Annotated in this window: 22 protein-coding genes and 1 riboswitch; of the genes, 2 read left to right on the top strand and 20 right to left on the bottom strand. The window is 42.1% G+C overall.

Annotated elements, in window-relative coordinates; translation table 11 throughout:
• Positions 1–326: 326 nt before the first annotated feature.
• The 13 genes from ACZYR9_RS25925 to ACZYR9_RS25865 all read right to left on the bottom strand — a co-directional run bounded on the left by ACZYR9_RS25925 (position 327) and on the right by ACZYR9_RS25865 (position 11,368).
• Entirely contained in the window at positions 327–1,100 is a 774-nt protein-coding gene (locus ACZYR9_RS25925; RefSeq protein WP_488981279.1) for a DUF2935 domain-containing protein, read from the bottom strand.
• Between the two features lie 133 nt (positions 1,101–1,233).
• On the bottom strand, positions 1,234–1,413 hold the full coding sequence (locus ACZYR9_RS25920) for a hypothetical protein (protein ID WP_488981278.1): 180 nt from the start codon (positions 1,411–1,413) through the stop codon (positions 1,234–1,236).
• Between the two features lie 486 nt (positions 1,414–1,899).
• Positions 1,900–3,546 carry a hypothetical protein gene (locus ACZYR9_RS25915; protein ID WP_488981277.1) on the bottom strand — a complete coding sequence of 549 codons (1,647 nt, stop codon included), beginning with the start codon at positions 3,544–3,546 and terminating at the stop codon, positions 1,900–1,902.
• A gap of 32 nt (positions 3,547–3,578) precedes the next feature.
• On the bottom strand, positions 3,579–3,986 hold the full coding sequence (locus ACZYR9_RS25910) for a DUF6075 family protein (RefSeq protein WP_127608014.1): 408 nt from the start codon (positions 3,984–3,986) through the stop codon (positions 3,579–3,581).
• A gap of 118 nt (positions 3,987–4,104) precedes the next feature.
• Positions 4,105–4,524 carry an RNA polymerase sigma factor gene (locus ACZYR9_RS25905; protein WP_127608015.1) on the bottom strand — a complete coding sequence of 140 codons (420 nt, stop codon included), beginning with the start codon at positions 4,522–4,524 and terminating at the stop codon, positions 4,105–4,107.
• A 588-nt stretch (positions 4,525–5,112) separates the two neighbouring features.
• Positions 5,113–5,442, bottom strand: a complete 330-nt coding sequence (locus tag ACZYR9_RS25900; protein WP_054796026.1) for a helix-turn-helix domain-containing protein — start codon at positions 5,440–5,442, stop codon at positions 5,113–5,115.
• 233 nt (positions 5,443–5,675) lie between these two features.
• A complete protein-coding gene (locus tag ACZYR9_RS25895; protein WP_054796027.1) occupies positions 5,676–6,233 on the bottom strand; it encodes a hypothetical protein in 558 nt (185 codons plus the stop codon).
• A 239-nt stretch (positions 6,234–6,472) separates the two neighbouring features.
• Positions 6,473–7,186 carry a response regulator gene (locus ACZYR9_RS25890; protein WP_127608016.1) on the bottom strand — a complete coding sequence of 238 codons (714 nt, stop codon included), beginning with the start codon at positions 7,184–7,186 and terminating at the stop codon, positions 6,473–6,475.
• 92 nt (positions 7,187–7,278) lie between these two features.
• A riboswitch (cyclic di-GMP riboswitch) is annotated at positions 7,279–7,364 on the bottom strand.
• 248 nt (positions 7,365–7,612) lie between these two features.
• Positions 7,613–8,356 carry an urease accessory protein UreH domain-containing protein gene (locus tag ACZYR9_RS25885; protein ID WP_127608017.1) on the bottom strand — a complete coding sequence of 248 codons (744 nt, stop codon included), beginning with the start codon at positions 8,354–8,356 and terminating at the stop codon, positions 7,613–7,615.
• A 184-nt stretch (positions 8,357–8,540) separates the two neighbouring features.
• Entirely contained in the window at positions 8,541–9,131 is a 591-nt protein-coding gene (locus tag ACZYR9_RS25880) for a class I SAM-dependent methyltransferase (protein ID WP_127608018.1), read from the bottom strand.
• A gap of 35 nt (positions 9,132–9,166) precedes the next feature.
• A complete protein-coding gene (resA, locus tag ACZYR9_RS25875) occupies positions 9,167–9,688 on the bottom strand; it encodes a thiol-disulfide oxidoreductase ResA (protein ID WP_127608019.1) in 522 nt (173 codons plus the stop codon).
• Positions 9,689–9,696: 8 nt separating this feature from the next.
• Complete coding sequence (locus tag ACZYR9_RS25870) at positions 9,697–10,746, bottom strand: F510_1955 family glycosylhydrolase (RefSeq protein WP_164751823.1); 1,050 nt, start codon at positions 10,744–10,746, stop codon at positions 9,697–9,699.
• A 58-nt stretch (positions 10,747–10,804) separates the two neighbouring features.
• Positions 10,805–11,368 carry a TVP38/TMEM64 family protein gene (locus tag ACZYR9_RS25865; RefSeq protein WP_127608021.1) on the bottom strand — a complete coding sequence of 188 codons (564 nt, stop codon included), beginning with the start codon at positions 11,366–11,368 and terminating at the stop codon, positions 10,805–10,807.
• A 374-nt stretch (positions 11,369–11,742) separates the two neighbouring features.
• Here ACZYR9_RS25865 and ACZYR9_RS25860 point away from each other — a divergent pair, with 374 nt between their 5' ends.
• Entirely contained in the window at positions 11,743–12,306 is a 564-nt protein-coding gene (locus ACZYR9_RS25860; RefSeq protein ID WP_127608022.1) for a C40 family peptidase, read from the top strand.
• Between the two features lie 788 nt (positions 12,307–13,094).
• On the opposite strand, the gene ACZYR9_RS25855 is transcribed toward ACZYR9_RS25860, so the two are convergent.
• The 3 genes from ACZYR9_RS25855 to ACZYR9_RS25845 all read right to left on the bottom strand — a co-directional run bounded on the left by ACZYR9_RS25855 (position 13,095) and on the right by ACZYR9_RS25845 (position 16,036).
• Positions 13,095–15,239: a heavy metal translocating P-type ATPase gene (locus ACZYR9_RS25855; protein WP_127608023.1), complete on the bottom strand. Its 2,145-nt coding sequence runs from the start codon at positions 15,237–15,239 to the stop codon at positions 13,095–13,097.
• Entirely contained in the window at positions 15,229–15,606 is a 378-nt protein-coding gene (locus ACZYR9_RS25850; protein WP_054796030.1) for an ArsR/SmtB family transcription factor, read from the bottom strand. Before ACZYR9_RS25850 ends, ACZYR9_RS25855 begins: the two co-directional genes overlap by 11 nt.
• 226 nt (positions 15,607–15,832) lie before the next feature.
• Entirely contained in the window at positions 15,833–16,036 is a 204-nt protein-coding gene (locus tag ACZYR9_RS25845; RefSeq protein WP_054798818.1) for a DUF2933 domain-containing protein, read from the bottom strand.
• A 176-nt stretch (positions 16,037–16,212) separates the two neighbouring features.
• Here ACZYR9_RS25845 and ACZYR9_RS25840 point away from each other — a divergent pair, with 176 nt between their 5' ends.
• Positions 16,213–17,115, top strand: a complete 903-nt coding sequence (locus ACZYR9_RS25840; RefSeq protein ID WP_127608024.1) for a cupredoxin domain-containing protein — start codon at positions 16,213–16,215, stop codon at positions 17,113–17,115.
• Between the two features lie 13 nt (positions 17,116–17,128).
• On the opposite strand, the gene ACZYR9_RS25835 is transcribed toward ACZYR9_RS25840, so the two are convergent.
• The 4 genes from ACZYR9_RS25835 to ACZYR9_RS25820 form a co-directional block, all read right to left on the bottom strand.
• Entirely contained in the window at positions 17,129–17,596 is a 468-nt protein-coding gene (locus ACZYR9_RS25835; protein ID WP_127608025.1) for a putative iron-sulfur cluster-binding metallochaperone, read from the bottom strand.
• Between the two features lie 39 nt (positions 17,597–17,635).
• Positions 17,636–18,967, bottom strand: a complete 1,332-nt coding sequence (locus ACZYR9_RS25830; RefSeq protein ID WP_236595690.1) for a multicopper oxidase family protein — start codon at positions 18,965–18,967, stop codon at positions 17,636–17,638.
• The gene (locus ACZYR9_RS25825) at positions 18,858–19,121 is read right to left on the bottom strand and encodes a hypothetical protein (RefSeq protein WP_164751825.1); all 264 of its coding nucleotides are present in this window, start codon (positions 19,119–19,121) and stop codon (positions 18,858–18,860) included. Before ACZYR9_RS25825 ends, ACZYR9_RS25830 begins: the two co-directional genes overlap by 110 nt.
• 43 nt (positions 19,122–19,164) lie before the next feature.
• On the bottom strand, positions 19,165–19,710 hold a 546-nt coding region (locus ACZYR9_RS25820), incomplete at its 5' end, for a rhodanese-like domain-containing protein (RefSeq protein WP_488981276.1).

Here is a 19,710-nt window from a genome sequence, read left to right as displayed (position 1 = left end):
GTACTTTCGTCGATACGCTTTTACGCACAGATTTCGCCATACGCAAGTATCCTAGCTACGCGGGGACTTGGCTCCTCCCGCGACCGGACTTTCACCGGCTAGAAGATGCGTGCTTAGCTGGGCACGCAAAACGAAAAAACCGCGCAGTGCGCGGATTCACATGGATGTATGTTCTTGTCCTCCGACAACAAATGTACAGACATAACCGATACAAATGTGGGCACATTCTCTCGTGAAGCAAATAACTCAATACAGTTAGGCAATTAGCGGAGGAAAAAAGCGGCTGCCGAAGCAACCGCCTTCACTATCGTACACACAGCTCTGGATTACAATACAACCCGATCCTCCAAATTTCTCCACAAGTGATGTGCTTCTCTGGCGATATGTTCCAATAGATCTGGTGGTGAAGTTGTAACGGCGGCGCATTGTTTGATCAGGCCGTCTAGTTCCAATTTAAATGCTTCAAGGGCTTTGGTCTCTTTAATAACCATTTGGCTGAAGTTGTTTAAGGCCGGTAATACCTCTTTACGTGGAGGGCGTATCATTGTTCGGAGTGCATTGGCTTGAAGGAATAAGTTTTCGAATTTTTTAGTCATATTTCTTACTTGATCATGAAGTTCATAATTTGATGTGTCTAAATAATGCGTTATATAGCTAAGATGATCTGCCATCTGCCTCAACCAAAAATAGTTTTCATGGATCATTGCGTCCGCTGGTGAAACCTTCCCACCAGTTTGTATTAATTTAAACACCGATACTGTCTCTTTTGCTTCCCGTATCATGTGATCGAGAAGGGATTGTGGGGTTGAAATAATGGTTTCACAGCGTAAAGCTTTATCCAGCGTATAGACGAGTAAACCGTGGAATTCATGTGTTGCATGCTGCGCTTCATTAATCAAAGTTCCGGGATCTGCTTTTTTTGATTTTGTTTTCTCAAATACTGTTCCCAGACGCTGAATCATCTGTTGGTTCGCACGGGCTAGTTCCATTTCATGATGGCTTATTTCTCTGTCAAAAAATCGACCATGTTCATAATTATTTTGCACCCAAAAGGCTATGATTCCATAGATATCCCTTTCATAATGATCCGTATAGGGCATGACCCACCTCGTTCGTTCGTGTTATATTTCCGAAAGTTACCTACTCAACAATAAGTTATGGGTATTAACTTGTCTGTATTTCGTAAACATAAAACAGCCCCCATTCCTTTAACAGGTGGGGGCAGTTTTACGCTTACGAACTACTTTTATCTGCTTCTTGGCGCAAAACTTTTATATCAACCATAAATGTAGTGAGTGAGCAAGCGTATCGAATTTCTGCCAATTGAAAAATAGAAAATACTTTCACAACGATTACCTCTTTATCGATAAAAAACAATCGGTCATTTACTCGAGGTAGGGTACCAGTACTCATAATATTAATCCTCCACATAGAACTGACATTGGCTGTCGTGCCAAAATACCACCCGTTACCAGTCATATAAAGCAAACTCGATCCGTAAAGAATTAACTGGAGAACAGTATAGAATAATTCCGACCTGTTTTGATAAAACAAATCGTCATGCATATAATTACATATGTTCATGATGACCCACCTTTCGCTACTCCAGAAAGTTACCTTTTTGACAAAAGGGGACTTTATTCCTTCTTTTTCGCAATAAACACGCTTTCCACAGCCAAAGTTTATTGAAGTCAACACTTGATACCGCCCGTGAATCAATTTTGTCCAGCAAGAAGATGTATGCTTTATGGGGCACGCTAACGCGAATAAGGCTCAGAACTTGAGCCTTATCTTTTCAGATGATCAATTTGCGTTCGTAGAATGCGGTCTGCCAAACAGGACTTGTTTATCCAAATCGAACAATTCCTCTTAGGGCAGATGATGTTTAATCGTTTCAGGTTATTCCCGCGTAAATCCAATATCCTTTTCCTTACCTAAGATCGCTAACATGAAAGGTCGAAATTCAACGGATAGCATTTCATTCATTAAGTCAATCTGTTCACTTGTAAAGCTGTATATATCGGCCTGTTGCTCCGCAGTCCTGCTTGCGACCGTAATATGCAAAATGTACTCGTAGCTGGTAATCGTTTCTTCGCTGATGCTCCCATTTTCATGTTCAACCGTAATAGTTTCCTTATGTTCTATCGTTTCAACGAGAGATTCTATTGGATTCATATCCCAAAACACGGATTCGATGATACCGATTCTTGTTGTATCTAGCGTAGCCACATCCATTCCTTTTTCTGTATCCATAACGGTCTTCACGGCGAATACGGCTATAATATCCATCCAATTATCCATTCGGGTATTGTCCGCGCTACCGGGATAATAAAATTCCACCCGATCTACGGGGCCGGCTGATTGCTGTACCTCTTCCAGTCTGGCGGCAAATTCATCGTCCATCTGTTGAACAATTCGGGAAAGTGGCTTTACATCAGCGTCCGTATTTTCGCCGGATACAAAGATGCCAAAGGGAGAGGAAATGACTGCAGCTATTGCCATTATAATGCACAGCAAGATGATAACGGAACTACCAATCCCCAAAAGCGCCGCCATTCCTTTGACGAGCAGAGCGGTTGCTTTTGCAACCATTCTAATGATCCGAAGTTTAAATCTCGCGGCAGCTTGCGCCCTTTGAACAGATCGGCGGGCAATCATTGCCATTTGCACAGCCTGCTGTGCTGTTTTGAATGCATTCATTTTCCTCACCACACGCGCATCCGAATGATGTTTAAACTGGTTAATCCGTTGCCCCGTTTTAATAAATAGGGGCAACGCCTTGAACTTTCGGTTCTTAAATTTAATCGTAAAACCTGGTTGTTTGGATTTGGCGGAGGGGGATAACGCTTGTCTGAAATGTCGCGGCTTCAATCTCTCCGGCGTCAGCGTTTTAGGGCGATTGCTTCGTATATTGTCTGAAGGAGATGCCACGGCGCTGATTATTTCTTTTTTCCCGACCGACTTTGGACTGCTAGCTTCCCGTATTAATATCTGGCTAGTAGAGCTATTTTTTCGAGAACGATGCAAAAGCCGGGCATTGACCCGGCTTCGTACAAAGCGTTGTTTTCCCGGTAGTTGACCAGAAGGCAAAAGGTATTTTCCATCGACCGGCTCACGGGGTTGCATCCTACGGGAAAATCGCAGTGTACTCATGTTAGAAGTATCGGCATTCGGGGAAAGTCGGGAATCATTAACGGAATTTTTTCTCGCCTTCATAACCCCATCTGTCTTTTTCTTATACTTTTTTACGGGTAACCCACTCGATTGTGGATTGGCAGCATCTTCAACTGGAGTTGCCCTCTTTTTTTGAATCAACCGAATCAGTCTGCTGTTGGTCTTCATGCGAATGCCCATTTGAGCCATTGTTTTAATTGACGATGCGGTGCGGTGTTGCGCAAATTCAACAGGAGATGGGGAAGTCGACTCATCGTTGTCTGTATGATTCTTGACTCGGACACCCGTTTTCCTTACTCGTTCCATTAAATTTTTGAACCTATCCAGCCGTTTTATGTTTTTTACAACAACCCTCGTTTTAATTTCTTTCATCTTCTTATGCACCCCCGACAATCGGTATCTGTTCAGCGGGTTTGTTCAGATAGCCGTTTGAAAATCTTTTCCTGACTTCGGAAATATTCCGGATAACGAAGATGAATTGCCTCGAAAAAGAAAGGGGCGTAGCTGCAATCGAATAATTCGTTGGGAGTGGAGAAGCGTTCCCCACCTGGTTCGGTCCACCCGTTCCATAGATTAAAGGCGAGCCGACATATTCGAATGGAACTGCCGGTTTGCCATGGGGCCGAAAGGCCCTTGGGATTAATGCCGCCGTTAGAAAAATCAAACAAATCACGTACATGACTCCTAGTTTCCCGGGAAATGCCCAATGTGTAAAAAAGCGCACGATGATAGCCGTCGTTGCATTTCCTTTCAGCCAGCATTTGATGATAGAACCTCTCGTGTTCTTCATCCCGAAATCGAATAGGATGCATCGATACTTGCCCCTCTCACCGAGAATGATGAGCGGCTGGATGCAACCAGCCGCTGTCTGAAAAGATCCTCTATATAACATTTCATTCTGACGGGAAAACCGGACCCAATGACGAAAAATCACATGTTTTTGAGTAGACGCTCCATTATCTTTAAGCCTTGTTTAATAGATTTACGAACGGCCCGTTCATCGACATGCTCAGCTCTGGCAATAGCGACTTTGCTCATGCCTAGAAAAAAGTGTGCATAAATTCGTCTGGCCGATTTCTCCGGCAACTGGCACAACGCTTCGTAAAGCTGTTGCCGGGAGAGCTTGCGTTCATAGTACTCCTCCGGCGAAATCGAAAGAAAAAGAACGTCCTTCTCAATTCCATCGTTTCGATCCAGCGAGTAATACGCCCGGTGACGATACGTGCGCAGTTTGTATGCGCTTTCAATTAATTCAAACCGATGCAGCTCCTGAGCCACCTCGTCATCCACTTCAACCCATACATCCGTTTTCCAAAAAGGATATATGTCTTTCAAATTGATCTTTTTCATACTCGTCCCTCCGTTTTGGTTTGTTTGATCAATCAAAACAGAGGGGGGAGAGCGACAGCCGACGCTTCCTGACAAGCGGGAAGGACAACAAAAAAGACCTTGCCGCAGAGCGTGCCAACGCTTGATTGCGACCAGGTCTGATCGTAAGACTTGATAAACTTGATTCCACGCATGCCGATGAATCATTCGCCGCTTGTTATTATGTGTCGTCGGGATACATCAACATCAACTCCCTTTCTCACCTGGCAACACCGTGCGAGAAATTGTGCGGGCCTTTGATGGTTGGCGTTGCCCTATGTTTAGTTCAACTCCTTTACATTCGGAATATAGTCGACGACTGCTGTATCAGTAACAAAATAAAAAAAGCGCCGTATTTCTTCCCACTGGGATAGCAGGGAAAGAAACGGCGCTTGATGAAAGGGACAACCAGTCTTCATGATGCTTGTGGTTGCACAACCTGTCCACACTAACATCATAACACGGATCATGTGCATAACGCGTGCAGACTTTGTGCAAAAAGAGAGCAAATCCAGTGCTGCGTTCGGTGCATGTTCGATGCAGTTCCGGCGCTTCCTTTCGAGCAGTTACTTACTTTTGTCTCCACTTCAACAAATGCTCGATGTGTTGAATCAGAAAATCTAAATCTTCTTCGGAACAATGCTGTAGCATTTGGCCAATCTGGGACAACGGCTCTGGAAGTTCGCGATTCTCAAAAACAAATAACTGAGACAAATCCATGCGCAAACCAACAGCCAGTTTATAAATATTATCCAATGAAACGTTCTTTAGCCCGCGTTCAATTTGTCCGATATAATTAGGATGGAGGTCTGCCCGCTCTGCAAGCTGCTCTTGCGTCCATCCGTATTGTTCCCGCAATGTGCGAATGCGCTGACCTAACGAATCCCGAATTGAGTTCACATTTCCACCACCTTATTCTTTCAGCTTATAAGGCAGAGTAAGTCAAATGAACATTCGATAGATTCGCTATTCTCAGTATCCAATGTATGTGTTATAATCTCCTCAATACTCATTGAATCAATTGGCGAGACATTAATCGTATTTACTGGGATTGGACGTAACGAATAAAAACGTATTAAAATGAAAAATGGACGCAAAAAAAGAAGATGCGCATATGCATCTTCTGAAACCGGTCAATCATTTTGGGACGAATCCAAATCCAACAAAACCGCCCGATCTTTGATTTTCATATAGATTTTGTGCAATGTTCGCTTTCGAAGGTAGAAGTACGCGCGGCGGGAAAGTGCTAGGCGGCTCATGGCGTCTGAAAGCGCCAGTTGATCCATATATCGTAACCGAATGAACAAGCTTTCTTCCGGGGTGAGAGCCGAGAAAGCATAGTCGATCAAACCGATTCTGGATAGCAGCAACGGGATTTCATGTTCGGTGATTTCGATACGTCGTATAACCGTCCGTAAAACCGTTTCCTGTTTTCTGCCGCTGCTGTGAGCCGCAACCATTTGTAGCGTACGCGTTAATTCAGGGATGTAGGACAGTTCTGACTGCATGTACTTCAGTCTCGCCTTCCAGTCCTTGTAAGACTTCAGCCATAATTCTACTTTCTCATAGGGGACGGGGTGCTGGGTCAGCGTCATCACAATTCCCTCCTTGCTGTGCATGCTGCCTGAAATTGTTCCGCCAGCCTGCCTGTTAATCGTCATGATTATAGGTTGTTCACGCTCCGTTTTCATTATCATCGTCCCTTCTCTAGTAAAGTGGAGGAAGCAGTAAGGATGCCATTTTTCGCAACTTAAGTCAATTTTTGATTCTCACCTCCTACAAACTTGGTAATAAAATTCCTCTGTAGATACCTGCATTTGTCCACATTTTACCAATAATACATTCGAAAGAGGAGGGTGATTTTTCCCTCATACCAACAGATCATTGGTTGTCAAACCATCGCGAAACGGCTCGAATCGGAAACGAATCGCTAACAGGTGATGCGATCTAGTTGATCGTACAAGCCCCTACGTTTCGCTTTTTCCGCTGCTTCGCGAATGGAAGATACGTCGAATTTGCGAATGATATTGCGAACATGCGTCTTCATTGTGTTAGACGTGATTCCGAGCAATTCTCTAACTACCGGTTGTGTATAGCCCCAACCGATCAACTGCAAGATTTCTTTTTCAGTAGGAGTCAGCATTCGATGCAATTCCCTTCGCTTAACAAGTCCAATTTCATTACGGATGATGGATGCAACATCGGCGTGAAGGGAGGATTGCCCTTGATACGCTTCCCTGACGGCACTTGCGACATCCACATAATTGATCTTGGTAATATAATTGATCGCTCCGGCCAGCATTGCATCCACAATGATCTCGGGCTGGTAGAGTGAAGTCAAGATAATGATTGGCAGTGATTTGATCTTCAACACTTCGGCAATTGTATCCAATCCATCCTGTTGCGACGAATGTAACACCGGGTCATGAATCATTACGTCTAAATCCAATTGCATACTGGCTCGAATAGCCGATTCTTTGTTTGTTGCAATATGAGATATACTCATATCCGGCTCAGCATCGATCAACGCCGTCAACCGTTGTTGCCATACGGGGTCGCTGTCCACCAGCAATACTTGTATCCTGCTTTCTTGCCAGCGCATGACTTCTTCAACTTTTGCAGCATAGCGTACACGCTCCTCCATATATCATCACCTCGTATTCATTCTAGAATCACGACAAAAAGACACGTACCCTCAAACGGCCGTGTCTAGTTTTTCGTAGATGTGAGATTTGTGAGGGTAACCCGGCGATCATTGCAATAGTGCAGAAGACCCGTGGCTTTGCGTCCCAGCCTTTCGATCTGGTTTGCCATTTTTCCTATTATTTCTTCCAAATCATAGCCTTATAATACCATAATTTTTATTTTTCTGGCACCGCCCTAAGTCCCACGTGTTTAAATGTGTTGATATTTGTCGATTCTATATCATTTCATATCGAATGATACAGGATAAACTATAGAAGCGTCACAAATTGTAAGTTCGCGAAAAATTTCTTGATCACACAATAGGTCTAATCAACTACTCGTGGCTCTCACTCTGCATTATTTTTCCGTTGGCACCTCCCATGATTTACATTAGAGTCCAATATGTCAAGGTATCGCTTATGCCCAGCACTATAAATAACACACCCGCAAGTTTTTGTATCCACAACCCCCACCTTTTGGCACGCTTAACAATGACTCGATCTAACCCGAAACCTACAGCAAACCCGGCAATTAGTAAAAACGGCATTGCGGTACCGATTGCAAAAACAGATGGCAACACTACGCCATATGTTGATTGCAATGCCAAAGGCATAAGCGAACCGAAGAACAAAACAAACATTGTTGGACAAAATCCTAGCGAAAATGCAATCCCCATTAGAAAGGCTCCGCTCCTTCCTCCGGTTCGATCGGCCAATTTTTCAAAAAATCCTGCCACTCGAGCCCCAAGTTGAAAAGGAAGCCGAATCCAGCCAAGCAAAAACAATCCGATTAAAATCAATAACGGCCCAAGCAGCTTTCTTGCAAAAGAATATAAAGGGATCATGTCAGTGGATATCTTTTGACCGAAAAACCAAAACAAAGCACCGAAAATACTGAATACAATCATCTTCCCTAATAAATACATGAACGTTTCGGGCCACGACAACCTTGCTTGCGCTTGACGCTGCCCAAAGTAAGTAATAGCCGCAACGTTCGCTGACATTTGACAAGGAGCAACCGAACCAACAAAACCGAGAAACAGCGCCGCAAGAAAGGCGATATCAGTGTTCGCCGCGTTAACGAATGGTTCGCTAAGGAAGGCGCTAATTTTACTAAAAAAGGAGTACATTAACTATTCACCCCCCAAAATCCGTTAAATAGATTTGGCAGTTATGCTTTCATCACACATCGAACCTTGACAAGCATCTATTATAAACTACATAACGTAGTGTTTCGCGGATACATAAAAGCAGTCTATTTTATTTCCAGAATAACTGCCGCTTTATCGTTCACCGCAGTCTCACATTTCCAATTTATTTTATTCTTGCTTCAATTACTAGGAACAGTTCCCTACACATCGACGTCGTTTGCACCACTCTGAAACCTGCTTGTTCAACGGTTTCAAGTGTATTGCGGTTTAAATGACAACCAACACATAATCGTTTCCAAACGGGCGTTAACCAGTCTTGTATTTTACCAAGGACCAGATGATTTAACCTTACGTGTTCAAAAATTAAAATCGTTCCTTCAGGCTTGCATACTCTATGGATTTCGGCCAGAGCTTTCGCCGGGTCAGGTATCGTACATAATACTAGTGTTCCAACGATTGAATCGAACGAATTGGTTGGATACGGTAGATTTTGGGCATCTCCCGGTACCACTTCGATCGGAACTGTAGCTTCACGTGCTTTAATTAGGGATTGCTCCAACATCATTGGATCTGGCTCTATTGCAATGACTTGATCTGCAAACTCATAGTACAAAAAGTTAATACCCGTACCTGAGCCAATTTCCAGCACTTTTCCTTTCGCCTTAGAAAGAAGCTGTTTTCTTATCCGGCCGAATATTTTTGTTTCTAGCGGCTGCATCAACCGATCATAATATTTGTTGAATAATTTATCCATTGCAGCCTCCTGATCATAAACTGCTCACGAAGCAATTATTGTAATAATCGATTTATCCGGATGAGGATATCTTGTTCTTTCATCTCACCAATAAATTTATCTTTGATCACGCCAGATGAATCTACGAAAAACGTCGTGGGATAAGACATAACATTATATTTGTTTCGGATTTCGTTGTCGTTGTCGATAATGATCGGAAACGTAATCGCGTATCGATCAATAAAACTTTGTACTGTAACCCGGCTTTCACTTAAGTTAATGCCAAGCACTACCACATTGTCGTCTTTCCATTGATCATATTGTTTTTGCAGAGCCGGCATCTCGTTCACACATGGCGGACAAAACGTACCCCAAAAATTGATTACCAGTGCTTTCCCTTCATAGTCTGCTAATTGATGAACCTGTTGATCCAAACCAAAAAGCTTAAACTCGGGGGCTTTTGAGCCAATTTTTACGGAAGAATCTGATCTAAATAACGCTGATCCAATTGTATAAGCTCCAATTACCAATACGACCGACAATACAACAATTTGAATCCATCTTCGATTACGTTTCACTGTTATTCTTAAACCCCTTTTCCTTTATCCGCAATTTTCCTCCAGTTCATCCCTTCATCCAAGGATATATATACATCCAGATTAAAAGTGGCGAAAACAAGTTCTTTGGTATTCGTTGGGTTCTGTGCAATATACGATGCTGCATCTTCAACAAGATCTGGAATATTCACCTCAACCAACTGTTTCTGTTGCAGATCCATTTGATAAATAACCCCTTTTTGTTTGTAGCTGCCAACGATTATATTTCCTTCCATACCAAAGGTAAGAGAAGTTACCTGTAGATCGGCTATTTTTTCGAATTGGTTGCCTGAATCTTTGGATACATACAACGCTTTTGTCGTTCCAACTGCAACGATTGAATCATCGGACGGGTGAACAGCTAAAGATGTCAGTTCGGACAGTTCAACATCTATTCCAGTCATTTCGCTTTTGTTCCATGTCTTTGCATCGTCTTTGGAATAATATAATCCCGTTGTTGTTAACCTAGAGTTCGGCTCCGGGTTAACTGCGTAAATGGTGTGCGTCTTGTAACTTGCACTCATTAAATGAAAATCAATTTCCCCATACAAATCCAGGATTTCAAAGCTTTTACCTTCATCTGAACTTTTTACAATTCCAAAAGGATTCCTTTTATTCGAACCCTGTGCCGGATGCCCGCTGCTATAAAAACCGTTGTCCACAGTGGTAAATCCCATATAATCGTGTTTTTCTCCTTGACCGTCTGACCATTTCCCTTGTGAGTAAACTTTCAAACCGAGGTGAGAAGGGATTAAAATTCGCTGTCCGTCCCCTGAATAACCGAGACCATGGACATGCGTCAACGTAATCGTTTTTGAAGCCGTTCCCTGCAAAGACAACACGCCGCTAATGATGACCGCGATTAGAGATGCGACCCATGCCCACCTGAATCCGGTTGCTATTTTGGTCCACTTCTGTCGCTGATATCGGTCTTCCTGCCTCTTCACATCTTTGAGCTGCTTTACTTTGTGGGATGCGTTCCAATGTAATGCAAAGAATAGAACAAATAATGCACCTGTTCCAATTAATAATGTGTTCATAATGAAATTCCCTTCTTCTGTAATGATGTAGTCAAATCTAATGCAACTGAACATTGTCTCATATTCGTTTCTTTCTATATAACAAATAAATTAATAATAAACAAAAAAGCGAAATTAATAGTCTGGGATAATATTCGCCGATGCGAATCAAATCATGTCCCACCATTGTCTCCAACGCAATGGAAGGGGCTTTGCCCAGCGAAGTAATAAGAAAAAAATCGGTAAAAGGCATTCGCGAGATCGCTGCGGCAAAAGTTATGACGCCGGAAGGAATCAGTGGAGTCAACCGAGCTATAAACAGAATCATTGCCCGACGACTGCGGCCCGCCTCGTTAAATCGTTGTAACCATTTCCAATTCTCTTTTTTTACTTTCTTTTGCTTACCGAACCCCCATCGATACAACCAGAATGAAACTGCTGCCCCAAGTGCTTCCCCTGCCAAGGAAAGAAAAAATCCAGGGATAAATCCGAATACAACAGCGTTAGCTCCTGATAAAAACAGGGTGGGAACGAGTCCTAATATACTGATCAGAATGTTGATCAGTAAACTAATCAGGATGGCCCATACCCCATAACTTCTTAGCCATTCTGCAATAACATCGACATTAAATAAAGGGGCCATCCGGTTTATTAGCCTTTCTGTAAGAAATCGGGTTTACCGCCAATCGTTTGTTCAAACTTCAAAGTGAAATTTCTATCGCAACCTATTACCAAGTCTCATTGTAGTATTTTAACCCGTTTTTATACTACTCATTGTAGTGTAATGTCGAGTTAGTGTCAATTTGCGCAGCCATGCTTACCTGTCTTATCGTTTAATTTATCTTGTAAATTTGAATGATTTATGAACACGGCAACTCTATTAACTATTAATCTCTCAATTCGTTTTCCCTATCTCTTTTTGTATATTGGAAAACATTCCATCCAACCCCCTCCTATCGCACATGTTACCATGGGTGAACAAGCAAGTTATATATCTTTAATTTTTGGAGGGATTCTATGAAAAAGATCGCAGCAATAGGGTTGATAACCAGCACTCTAGTTGTAAGTCCTCTCTTCTACCAAGGACAAGCTTATGCCGCTTCGCAAAATCAACAGGATATTAAGCTAACAAACATTTCTTCGGTCAGGCATAGTGTGATCAGTAGCGGGAAGAAATATTTAGGAACTCCTTATGAATTTGGGTCGAGCCGTTCTAACACCAGGACATTTGATTGTTCCGATTTTGTCAGACAAGCCTACCTGGAGGGAGCCAAAATTAAGCTTCCGGCTGATTCGAGAAAGCAAGGGGATTATGTAAAGAAGAATGGAACAGTCACAACAGATTGGCGAAAACTAAAACCAGGGGATATTATGTTTTTTATGTCCTATAAAGGCAGCAAAGATTCGAATTATCGCGGGATCGATAAAAGTAAGGAACGTATTACACATAACGGTATTTATCTAGGGAATGGAAAAATCCTTCACACTTATTCCAAAAAGTCGGGTGGAGTCAGAATCGATACGATTGAAGGTAAACAGTGGGAAAAGCGCTTCTTGTTCGGAGGAAGTATTTTAAAGTAACAAATAAAAATGACAATGTTATCTCAGTGATAATATTGTCATTTTTTGTTGCCCCTTCTCTTTAGACATATTCGCTTACAACTGGTCCGATACCGCTATTCTAGCGTCACCGTTTCATTCCGTGTTTTCGCGTCACGCGCATGAACACATGTTTGTTTCGAACAAAATTGTTTAATTCCGTCCCAATATCCCCAGATACAATTCTTACATTTCTTTGGTTGCTTTGGTTTTTGTCCAGCAAACAAACCTAATCCCCCTTCAAGTTTGGTTCATCAGTTAAATGTATCCATATTTGGTTTGTATTATTCAAAAAATACTTTTACAAAACTTGTTTTAGGATAGATGATCTCATAAGCCATTTGCATAAAGTGTGTCGTGCTAAATCCGAGTAGTTAGTAGAAATATAGTGTTTCAATATTTAGTGATATTATGATGCAAGTCGCACATACTCACACGTATCAATGCAATGGACAACGGAATGGATTACTGGAACAACATGATGAGAATTTTTTTAATAGTTCAGTTGTGATGCTTGAAGTGGCCAACGTCTATATAAATACTCCCATCGCCGAAAATCCCATACTTCGTTGACCGTGGCGGGTGTATTGTCGAAGAAAGTCGCATTAATTGAACTAAACATCCACAAACAACATGCAGATCGAGAAATGAAGCGTAGACGAAGCGAACGCCGAAGCCGATAGTTATTGCCGCCCGACCTTCGCTATTCGAAGCGAACCCCCCGCTTAGCTGACCTTTAAATGTAACGGAAAGTGGCGGGGCTTCTTCAATTACTTACTATTTCTGATCTTCAACAATCTAAGGCTATTTAGCGTAACGATCAACGTCGCGCCCATATCGGCGAAAACCGCCATCCACAACGTAAGCCATCCGGGAACAATAAACGCCAATGCAAGAAGTTTTATACCGAGCGAAAACGTAATGTTTTGTTTAATTATCGTTAGGGTTTTACGGCTTAATCGAATTGTATATGGTAATTTACTTAAATCATCCGCCATAAGCGCAATATCTGCCGTTTCAAGTGCCGTATCTGTACCGGCGCCACCCATTGCGATACCAACCGTTGAAGCCGCAAGCGCTGGCGCGTCGTTTACGCCGTCGCCGATCATTGCGACATTGCCGTAATCTTTGCGAAGTTGCTTGATATAGTCTAATTTATCTTGTGGCATTAGATCGGCTTTAACGTCCGTAACATTCAGTCGTTGCCCGATAGCTTCGGCGGTTGCTTGATTGTCGCCCGTAAGCATAATCGTCTTCTTGATGCCAATTTCGTGCAGTTGTTTGATAACGTCTTCACTGGAATCGCGTACTTCGTCAGCAACGGCGATTAAGGCAAGAACTTGTTGTTCAGTACCCAATACCATAACTGTTTTCCCCTGCTTTTGAAGAACTTCGATACGCTGATTCGTTTCAACATTCATATTGGAATGAAGTTCTGTGAAAAGTTTCGGACTTCCGATGTAATACAATTCCCCGTTTACCTTCGCTTTTACACCTTTGCCCGTAATGGACTGAAAGTCTTCAACGGTAAGTGATAAATCGGCGCAGATGCTTTCAGCTTTTCGAACAATCGCGGAAGCAAGCGGGTGTTGCGACCCTTTTTCGATAACTGCCGCGATAGCAAGCAATCCCTTTTCGTCTATCGTTCCGAAAGTTTCAACGTTAGTTACTTCCGGGAAGCCTTTTGTCAAAGTACCTGTTTTATCAAAAGCGATTGCTGAAAGGCGTCCAGCTTCTTCAAGGTGAATACCGCCTTTGATAAGAACGCCATTCTTTGCCGCGTTACCAATAGCCGTAACAATCGAAATAGGTGTTGAAATAACTAACGCACAAGGACAACCGACGACGAGTAGCGCCAATCCCCTATAAACCCATTCGCCCCAATCGCCACCAAGGATAAGCGGAGGAACAACGGCAATACCTAACGCCAAAATCATAATCGCGGGCGTATAGTATTTCGCGAACCGATCAACGAACGCTTGCGAAGGTGCGCGTTCCGCCTGTGCTTCTTCGACAAGGTTGATAATTTTTGAAATCGTCGTATCCTCGACTAATTTTGTAACTTTAACTTCAAGCAAACCTTCTTCGTTTAAGGTTCCCGCAAATACTTCATCGTCAATTGTTTTAGATACGGGAACGGATTCGCCTGTTATCGCGGCTTGGTTAATCGTTGATGTCCCTTTAATAACAACGCCGTCCATCGCAAGTTTTTGTCCCGGTTTCACGATCATAATATCGCCTACTTGAATATCGTCAACGTTAACCATTAGTTCAGCGGAACCGCGACGTATTAGCGCTTCTTTCGGTGCAATGTCCATAAGGGAACGAATGGATTGACGGGCTTTTTCCATCGAGTAGCGTTCCAGAACTTCACTGATAGCGAATAGAATGACGACCGTTGCGCCTTCGCCCCATTCGCCGATAGCCGCGGCGCCGATAATTGCTACGGTCATAAGCGTGTTCATATCAAAATTAAGACGGAAAAGATTCTTTATACCTTTAATGAATAATGCGTACCCGCCAATTATGATCGATGCGCCGTATGTTATTGAAGATAGAATGCTTTCTTCCCCGTATTGTTCACCAAGTAAATAACCCGCAACCAGTAGAACGACCGAAAGTAATACATTCCAGTTTGCTAACCAAAATGGTTTTTTCTTCTCGACTACACGTTCTTTTTCTGGCGTAACTTTTAAGTTCTCGAAAGCGCCAGCTTTTTCAAGTTCTTGAACGCTTGTCTTGCCGTAAACAGTTATTTTTGAAGCACCGAAGTTAACTTGTGCGTCCTTTACACCGGGTAAGTCCTTGACGTTCTTTTCAAATTTCCCCGCGCAATTGGTACATGTAAAGCCTTGCACGCGGAAAACATTTTTATTTTCTTCACTTATAGCGTTATTTTCTACATTACTTGCCATTAGTAATCAAATCCCCCGAATGTGTGGATGCTAACTGTACCAATTGACGAACATGATCGTCTTCTAACGAGTAGAACACTAATTTGCCTTCCTTACGGTTTTTCGCTAATCCAAGTTGATTTAACGTCCGTAAGTGGTGCGAAGCCGTCGCCATTGTTGAACCGATAATATTCGCGACGTCGCAAACGCAAAGTTCATCTTCTTCACAAAGGGCGAAGGCGATCTTCATACGTGTTTCGTCGGCTAATACCTTAAACATTTTGACCATGCCGTGAATATTTTGCCCTTCAAGCGATTTTTGTACCCTTTGAACCTTGGGTTCGTCATAACAGTAAATATCACAAGTGTCTTTTTCCTTTTTGCTCATTCCGTCACCCCTTCAATCAAACCTTTATTTGATTATTATCATAGCACGATCTTTTTATACATTCAAATGAAAATTTGACTGTGTTTAAAAAAGGCTTCAACCATATTTGAGTATAATTCCACGACATGGAAAAAGCGCTACAAACCAGGGAGTTTTTTTGTCCCTTGTTATAGCGCTTAGAATCGATGTAAAAATACAAAGAAGAGGCATATGCCCCTTCCGTATTTTAAACATGCTGTTTTTGTTGCAAATTTTCAACCTGTCGATGTAGTTCGTTATTCCGTTCCTTTAATTCGTTCAACTCGTTAGTCACTTGTTCAAGAGAATGACTGTTATTTGAGTTTCCGGCTTTATGATCGCCATGCATTCCTTTCATCATCCATATCATCATTATTGGACAAACAAGCATTAACAACCAGTACCAATTCATCTTACCTTCACTTCCTTTCTTGGTTATCTTATATGAGTTTTTATAACTCAATTGTAATTCCTAATTATGAGATCCCTGTGTAGAAGTTGTTGAAATCAAGTTTTTTCCACATTAATATTTAGGACATTCCATACATATTTTTAATATACAAGCTATCATTTACTGGAGGGCAAAAAATGACGAACACTTTCTTTTTCCTGGGTATTTATTCCGTTTTAACCATATGGATTCTTCGATTCATTATCGTTTTCCGCCATCGTTTATCCTGTATGGCCGGTATGATGGCTGCAATGGTGCAGGGAATGACAATCGGTTTAGGCGTAGGGACGCTGCTCGTTATATGGCTCCCGGGTGAAATCTTTCATGCAACAATAATTAGTATGTTAATCGGGGGAATCATCGGGACAGTTTCTGGAATCCCTATTAGTATTATGGCCATATTGGACGGACTTTTATCGGGTATCATGGGCGGCATGATGGGCACAATGTTTATGGTCATGATCCCTACATCATATACAATTGCAGCCATAAAAATCATGTCAGTTCTTTGTACCGGTGTGCTGTTTCTTTTATTTCTGATGTTACAGGGAGAAATAAAGCTAGAACATTTACAGAAAAGATCATCATTATTGTCCAAACCAGTCTCTATGTTTGCCGTAATCGTTTTGTTTGCAGTCATAATTATTTTGGGTGTAGGGAGCGATTTACACAATAACTACTACGGTAAACAATACAATAATACAGCTGATCCTAACGCTACGCATGAACACCAACTAGAGAAGAATTTACCAGACCTATCCAAAAATGAACTCGCAATAATAGCGAATGAATTTTCATTTTCCCCATCCACAATCCACATGAATGCGAACGAAAAAATAAAGATTATTTTGTATAACGCGGGAAATGTTGAACATGACTTTGAAATTGTCGGAACTGATATTCATGTCCATGCAAAACCAGGGCAAAGAAGCAGTGTAATCGCCACTCTGGAGAAAACAGGTGAATACCGAGCAGTGTGTACATTGCCTGGCCATCAGGAGGCTGGAATGATCTCTGCCGTTCGTGTTCATCCATTATAGAACAATATTGATATTAAGACGTAGGATTTTTATCCGTGTTAATGCTGCGTATAAATGAGGTTACATTACCCAAACAACAAGACCCTTGCGGGTTATTAACTTCACAGCCACAACGCTTGGCTTGTACCTGCATGCGTATATGTTCTATGGGGCGTTGGTTTTTTAGAGTTGCTTCCGTTAGGCGTTTTCTCGTCCATCCAAAACAGTAGCAAACCGGCACATTCAAAGCCTTGTTTTTCTGAAATACAGATATTTTGAGGTCGTCTGAAACGTAAGTTTGATCATTGCTGAAATAAACTACTTCACATGAGGAATTTGAGCAGAATGTGTATATCAATTCACTGTCTATGGTTTCTAAGGCTTTTGGTATAAGCATTGCTTTGAGTGTAATAAGAGGAACGTTCTTGCCCTTTTGCTGACAAATAGGGCAATAATTAAGATTCGACTTTTCCAACGATGATGATTGACAACATTCGTTCAATGATGACCACTCCTTAATGTCCGTAGAAACACGCTAATCTTACTCGCTCGGCTGCGATTGATCAATATGGCTCGGAATTGCATACCCGTCATAAAGTACTGATGTCATCATCCCAGAACTCGCATGGTTGAGATCGTGGCAATGAAACATCCACTCTCCGGGATTATTTGCAATGAAAGCCAACTCATACTTCTCGCCCGGTTTTACAACAAGTGTATCTTTGAAGATCGCCCCGTCTTCAACCGGTGAGCCATCCTTACTTAATACTTGAAAAAAGTGTCCATGCAAATGCATAGGATGATCGAACATCATATCTTTGCTTTCTAATGTTACTTTAATAATATCCCCTCTCTTCACATCAAGCGGATCGATATCAGGATATGTCCTTCCATTAATTGTATAGATCATCCCCATTCCTTTCATTCCATGCGACAGCACCATCTTGTATTCTTGATCATATTTATTTGATGCAAGAGAAGCATATTCTGTTGCAATCCCGGATCCAGTCAATGTAAAGATTCCGTCATACTCCGTTTCATCCAATGTTTTCTTGGATGTTCTATTAATTAATGGAATGATTAATCCATCTGCAGCAGGCGTATTTAACATCTCTCTTATAAAAAAGCTGCTATCGGGCGCAGTAAATTCCACATCGTATCTTTCCCCTGGTCCAACGGGCAAAAGCTTATTTTGGATTATTTGCGGATCCATTACTGCCTGCCCATCAACCGCCACGACTCTATATTCGATCGAACCCAAGTTCATATAATGGGTTATATATCCTGCATTTATAAAACGCAACCGCACATTCTCACCCGTTTGAATTTCGTACGCAGAAATCAAATCACCAGACTTGCCGTTTACAGTGAAAAGATCATCATTGGAGCTTCCCATCATACCCTTTGATCCTGCTTTTCCCTTACTATTCATCTCATCCAGGATAAACGTATAATCTCGGTCCAACTCCGTTTGCCGGTCGCCCTCCACGATCAGTGCACCATATAACCCAAGATCCACTTGCTCGGCACTTTTGTAATGGGAATGATACCAATAGGTGCCTGGAACGGTTGCTGTAAATGAATACTGAAAACTCTCTCCAGGTTTCACTGCGTTCTGTGTTACCCCGGGTACTCCATCCATATCTACCGGAACAGGATATCCATGCCAGTGGATGGTTACGGGCTGATCCAGCTCATTCTTCAAATTGACTTCTACCTGCTGCCCTACTTTTACACGGATTTCTTGGCCGGGTACAGTTCCGTTATAGGAATAAAGGTTTAGTTTTATTCCCGACGAGACCTCTTGTTTGTGCAACGATATTATATGTGATCTTATCGCCTTCGATTTGAGGCCTTGTATAAAAGGTATCATCGATTGGAAGTATTGAAAACTGATTAATATCCACTTCTTTCCGTTGTCTTTTTTCACTTGTGGGTTCTGATCGATTCATCATTCCCATCATTGAACAAGAACCAAGGACTGAGGCAATGAGAAGGATTAGAATTGCTTTATAAATGTTTTTCAACCGCTAGTCCTCCTTCTTAACGTGCTCGTATTTTAACGGATAGTTACTTCTCGAGGTCCCCCGTCCATTTAGCCATACCGCCGTCAAGATTATAAACCTGGTTATAACCATTCTCTAACAAAAGGTTCCCACTTTCCACTCCCATACGACCGGTATGACACACAAAGACAATTTCCTTATCCTTAGGCAGTTCAGTATACCTCAACTGAATCTCCTCAAAAGGAATGTTTATCGAGTTGGGTACTCTACTATTGGAAAATAATTCGGGTTCCCTTAAATCGACAATGACCATATCTTTTTTACTGTTGATCATATTCGTGAGCATCTTAGTATCCACGATTTGCAGTTCAGGTATAGTTTCTAGGGACTTGTTCGTTGTTAAAAACTTGATGGAGGCCGCTCCTAACATAACTACAATCAATACAAGTAAGACAAACCACTTATTTCTTATCACAAGCGACCCTCCTCGTATCATATTTGTTGTAAAGCTTTGAAGGCCAATTTCCAGTTCCCCAGGGAACTGGCGACCGCTTTCAAAATTTCCAGCGTTGGCTCTTTGAAAATTGAATTGGGACTGGACTTTTCGAGA

This window comes from Paenibacillus sp. F024 (assembly GCF_057814255.1).
This window is presented reverse-complemented; position numbering and strand designations above follow the sequence as displayed.

Bases quoted from the DNA above. Each gene is read 5' to 3' on its own strand.
- ACZYR9_RS25925 (WP_488981279.1), bottom strand. From the start codon at position 1,100: ATGCCCTATACGGATCATTATGAAAGGGATATCTATGGAATCATAGCC.
- ACZYR9_RS25920 (WP_488981278.1), bottom strand. From the start codon at position 1,413: ATGAGTACTGGTACCCTACCTCGAGTAAATGACCGATTGTTTTTTATC.
- ACZYR9_RS25915 (WP_488981277.1), bottom strand. From the start codon at position 3,546: ATGAAAGAAATTAAAACGAGGGTTGTTGTAAAAAACATAAAACGGCTG.
- ACZYR9_RS25910 (WP_127608014.1), bottom strand. From the start codon at position 3,986: ATGCATCCTATTCGATTTCGGGATGAAGAACACGAGAGGTTCTATCAT.
- ACZYR9_RS25905 (WP_127608015.1), bottom strand. From the start codon at position 4,524: ATGAAAAAGATCAATTTGAAAGACATATATCCTTTTTGGAAAACGGAT.
- ACZYR9_RS25895 (WP_054796027.1), bottom strand. From the start codon at position 6,233: ATGAAAACGGAGCGTGAACAACCTATAATCATGACGATTAACAGGCAG.
- ACZYR9_RS25890 (WP_127608016.1), bottom strand. From the start codon at position 7,186: ATGGAGGAGCGTGTACGCTATGCTGCAAAAGTTGAAGAAGTCATGCGC.
- ACZYR9_RS25885 (WP_127608017.1), bottom strand. From the start codon at position 8,356: ATGTACTCCTTTTTTAGTAAAATTAGCGCCTTCCTTAGCGAACCATTC.
- ACZYR9_RS25880 (WP_127608018.1), bottom strand. From the start codon at position 9,131: ATGGATAAATTATTCAACAAATATTATGATCGGTTGATGCAGCCGCTA.
- ACZYR9_RS25870 (WP_164751823.1), bottom strand. From the start codon at position 10,746: ATGAACACATTATTAATTGGAACAGGTGCATTATTTGTTCTATTCTTT.
- ACZYR9_RS25865 (WP_127608021.1), bottom strand. From the start codon at position 11,368: ATGGCCCCTTTATTTAATGTCGATGTTATTGCAGAATGGCTAAGAAGT.
- ACZYR9_RS25860 (WP_127608022.1), top strand. From the start codon at position 11,743: ATGAAAAAGATCGCAGCAATAGGGTTGATAACCAGCACTCTAGTTGTA.
- ACZYR9_RS25855 (WP_127608023.1), bottom strand. From the start codon at position 15,239: ATGGCAAGTAATGTAGAAAATAACGCTATAAGTGAAGAAAATAAAAAT.
- ACZYR9_RS25850 (WP_054796030.1), bottom strand. From the start codon at position 15,606: ATGAGCAAAAAGGAAAAAGACACTTGTGATATTTACTGTTATGACGAA.
- ACZYR9_RS25845 (WP_054798818.1), bottom strand. From the start codon at position 16,036: ATGAATTGGTACTGGTTGTTAATGCTTGTTTGTCCAATAATGATGATA.
- ACZYR9_RS25840 (WP_127608024.1), top strand. From the start codon at position 16,213: ATGACGAACACTTTCTTTTTCCTGGGTATTTATTCCGTTTTAACCATA.
- ACZYR9_RS25830 (WP_236595690.1), bottom strand. From the start codon at position 18,967: ATGATACCTTTTATACAAGGCCTCAAATCGAAGGCGATAAGATCACAT.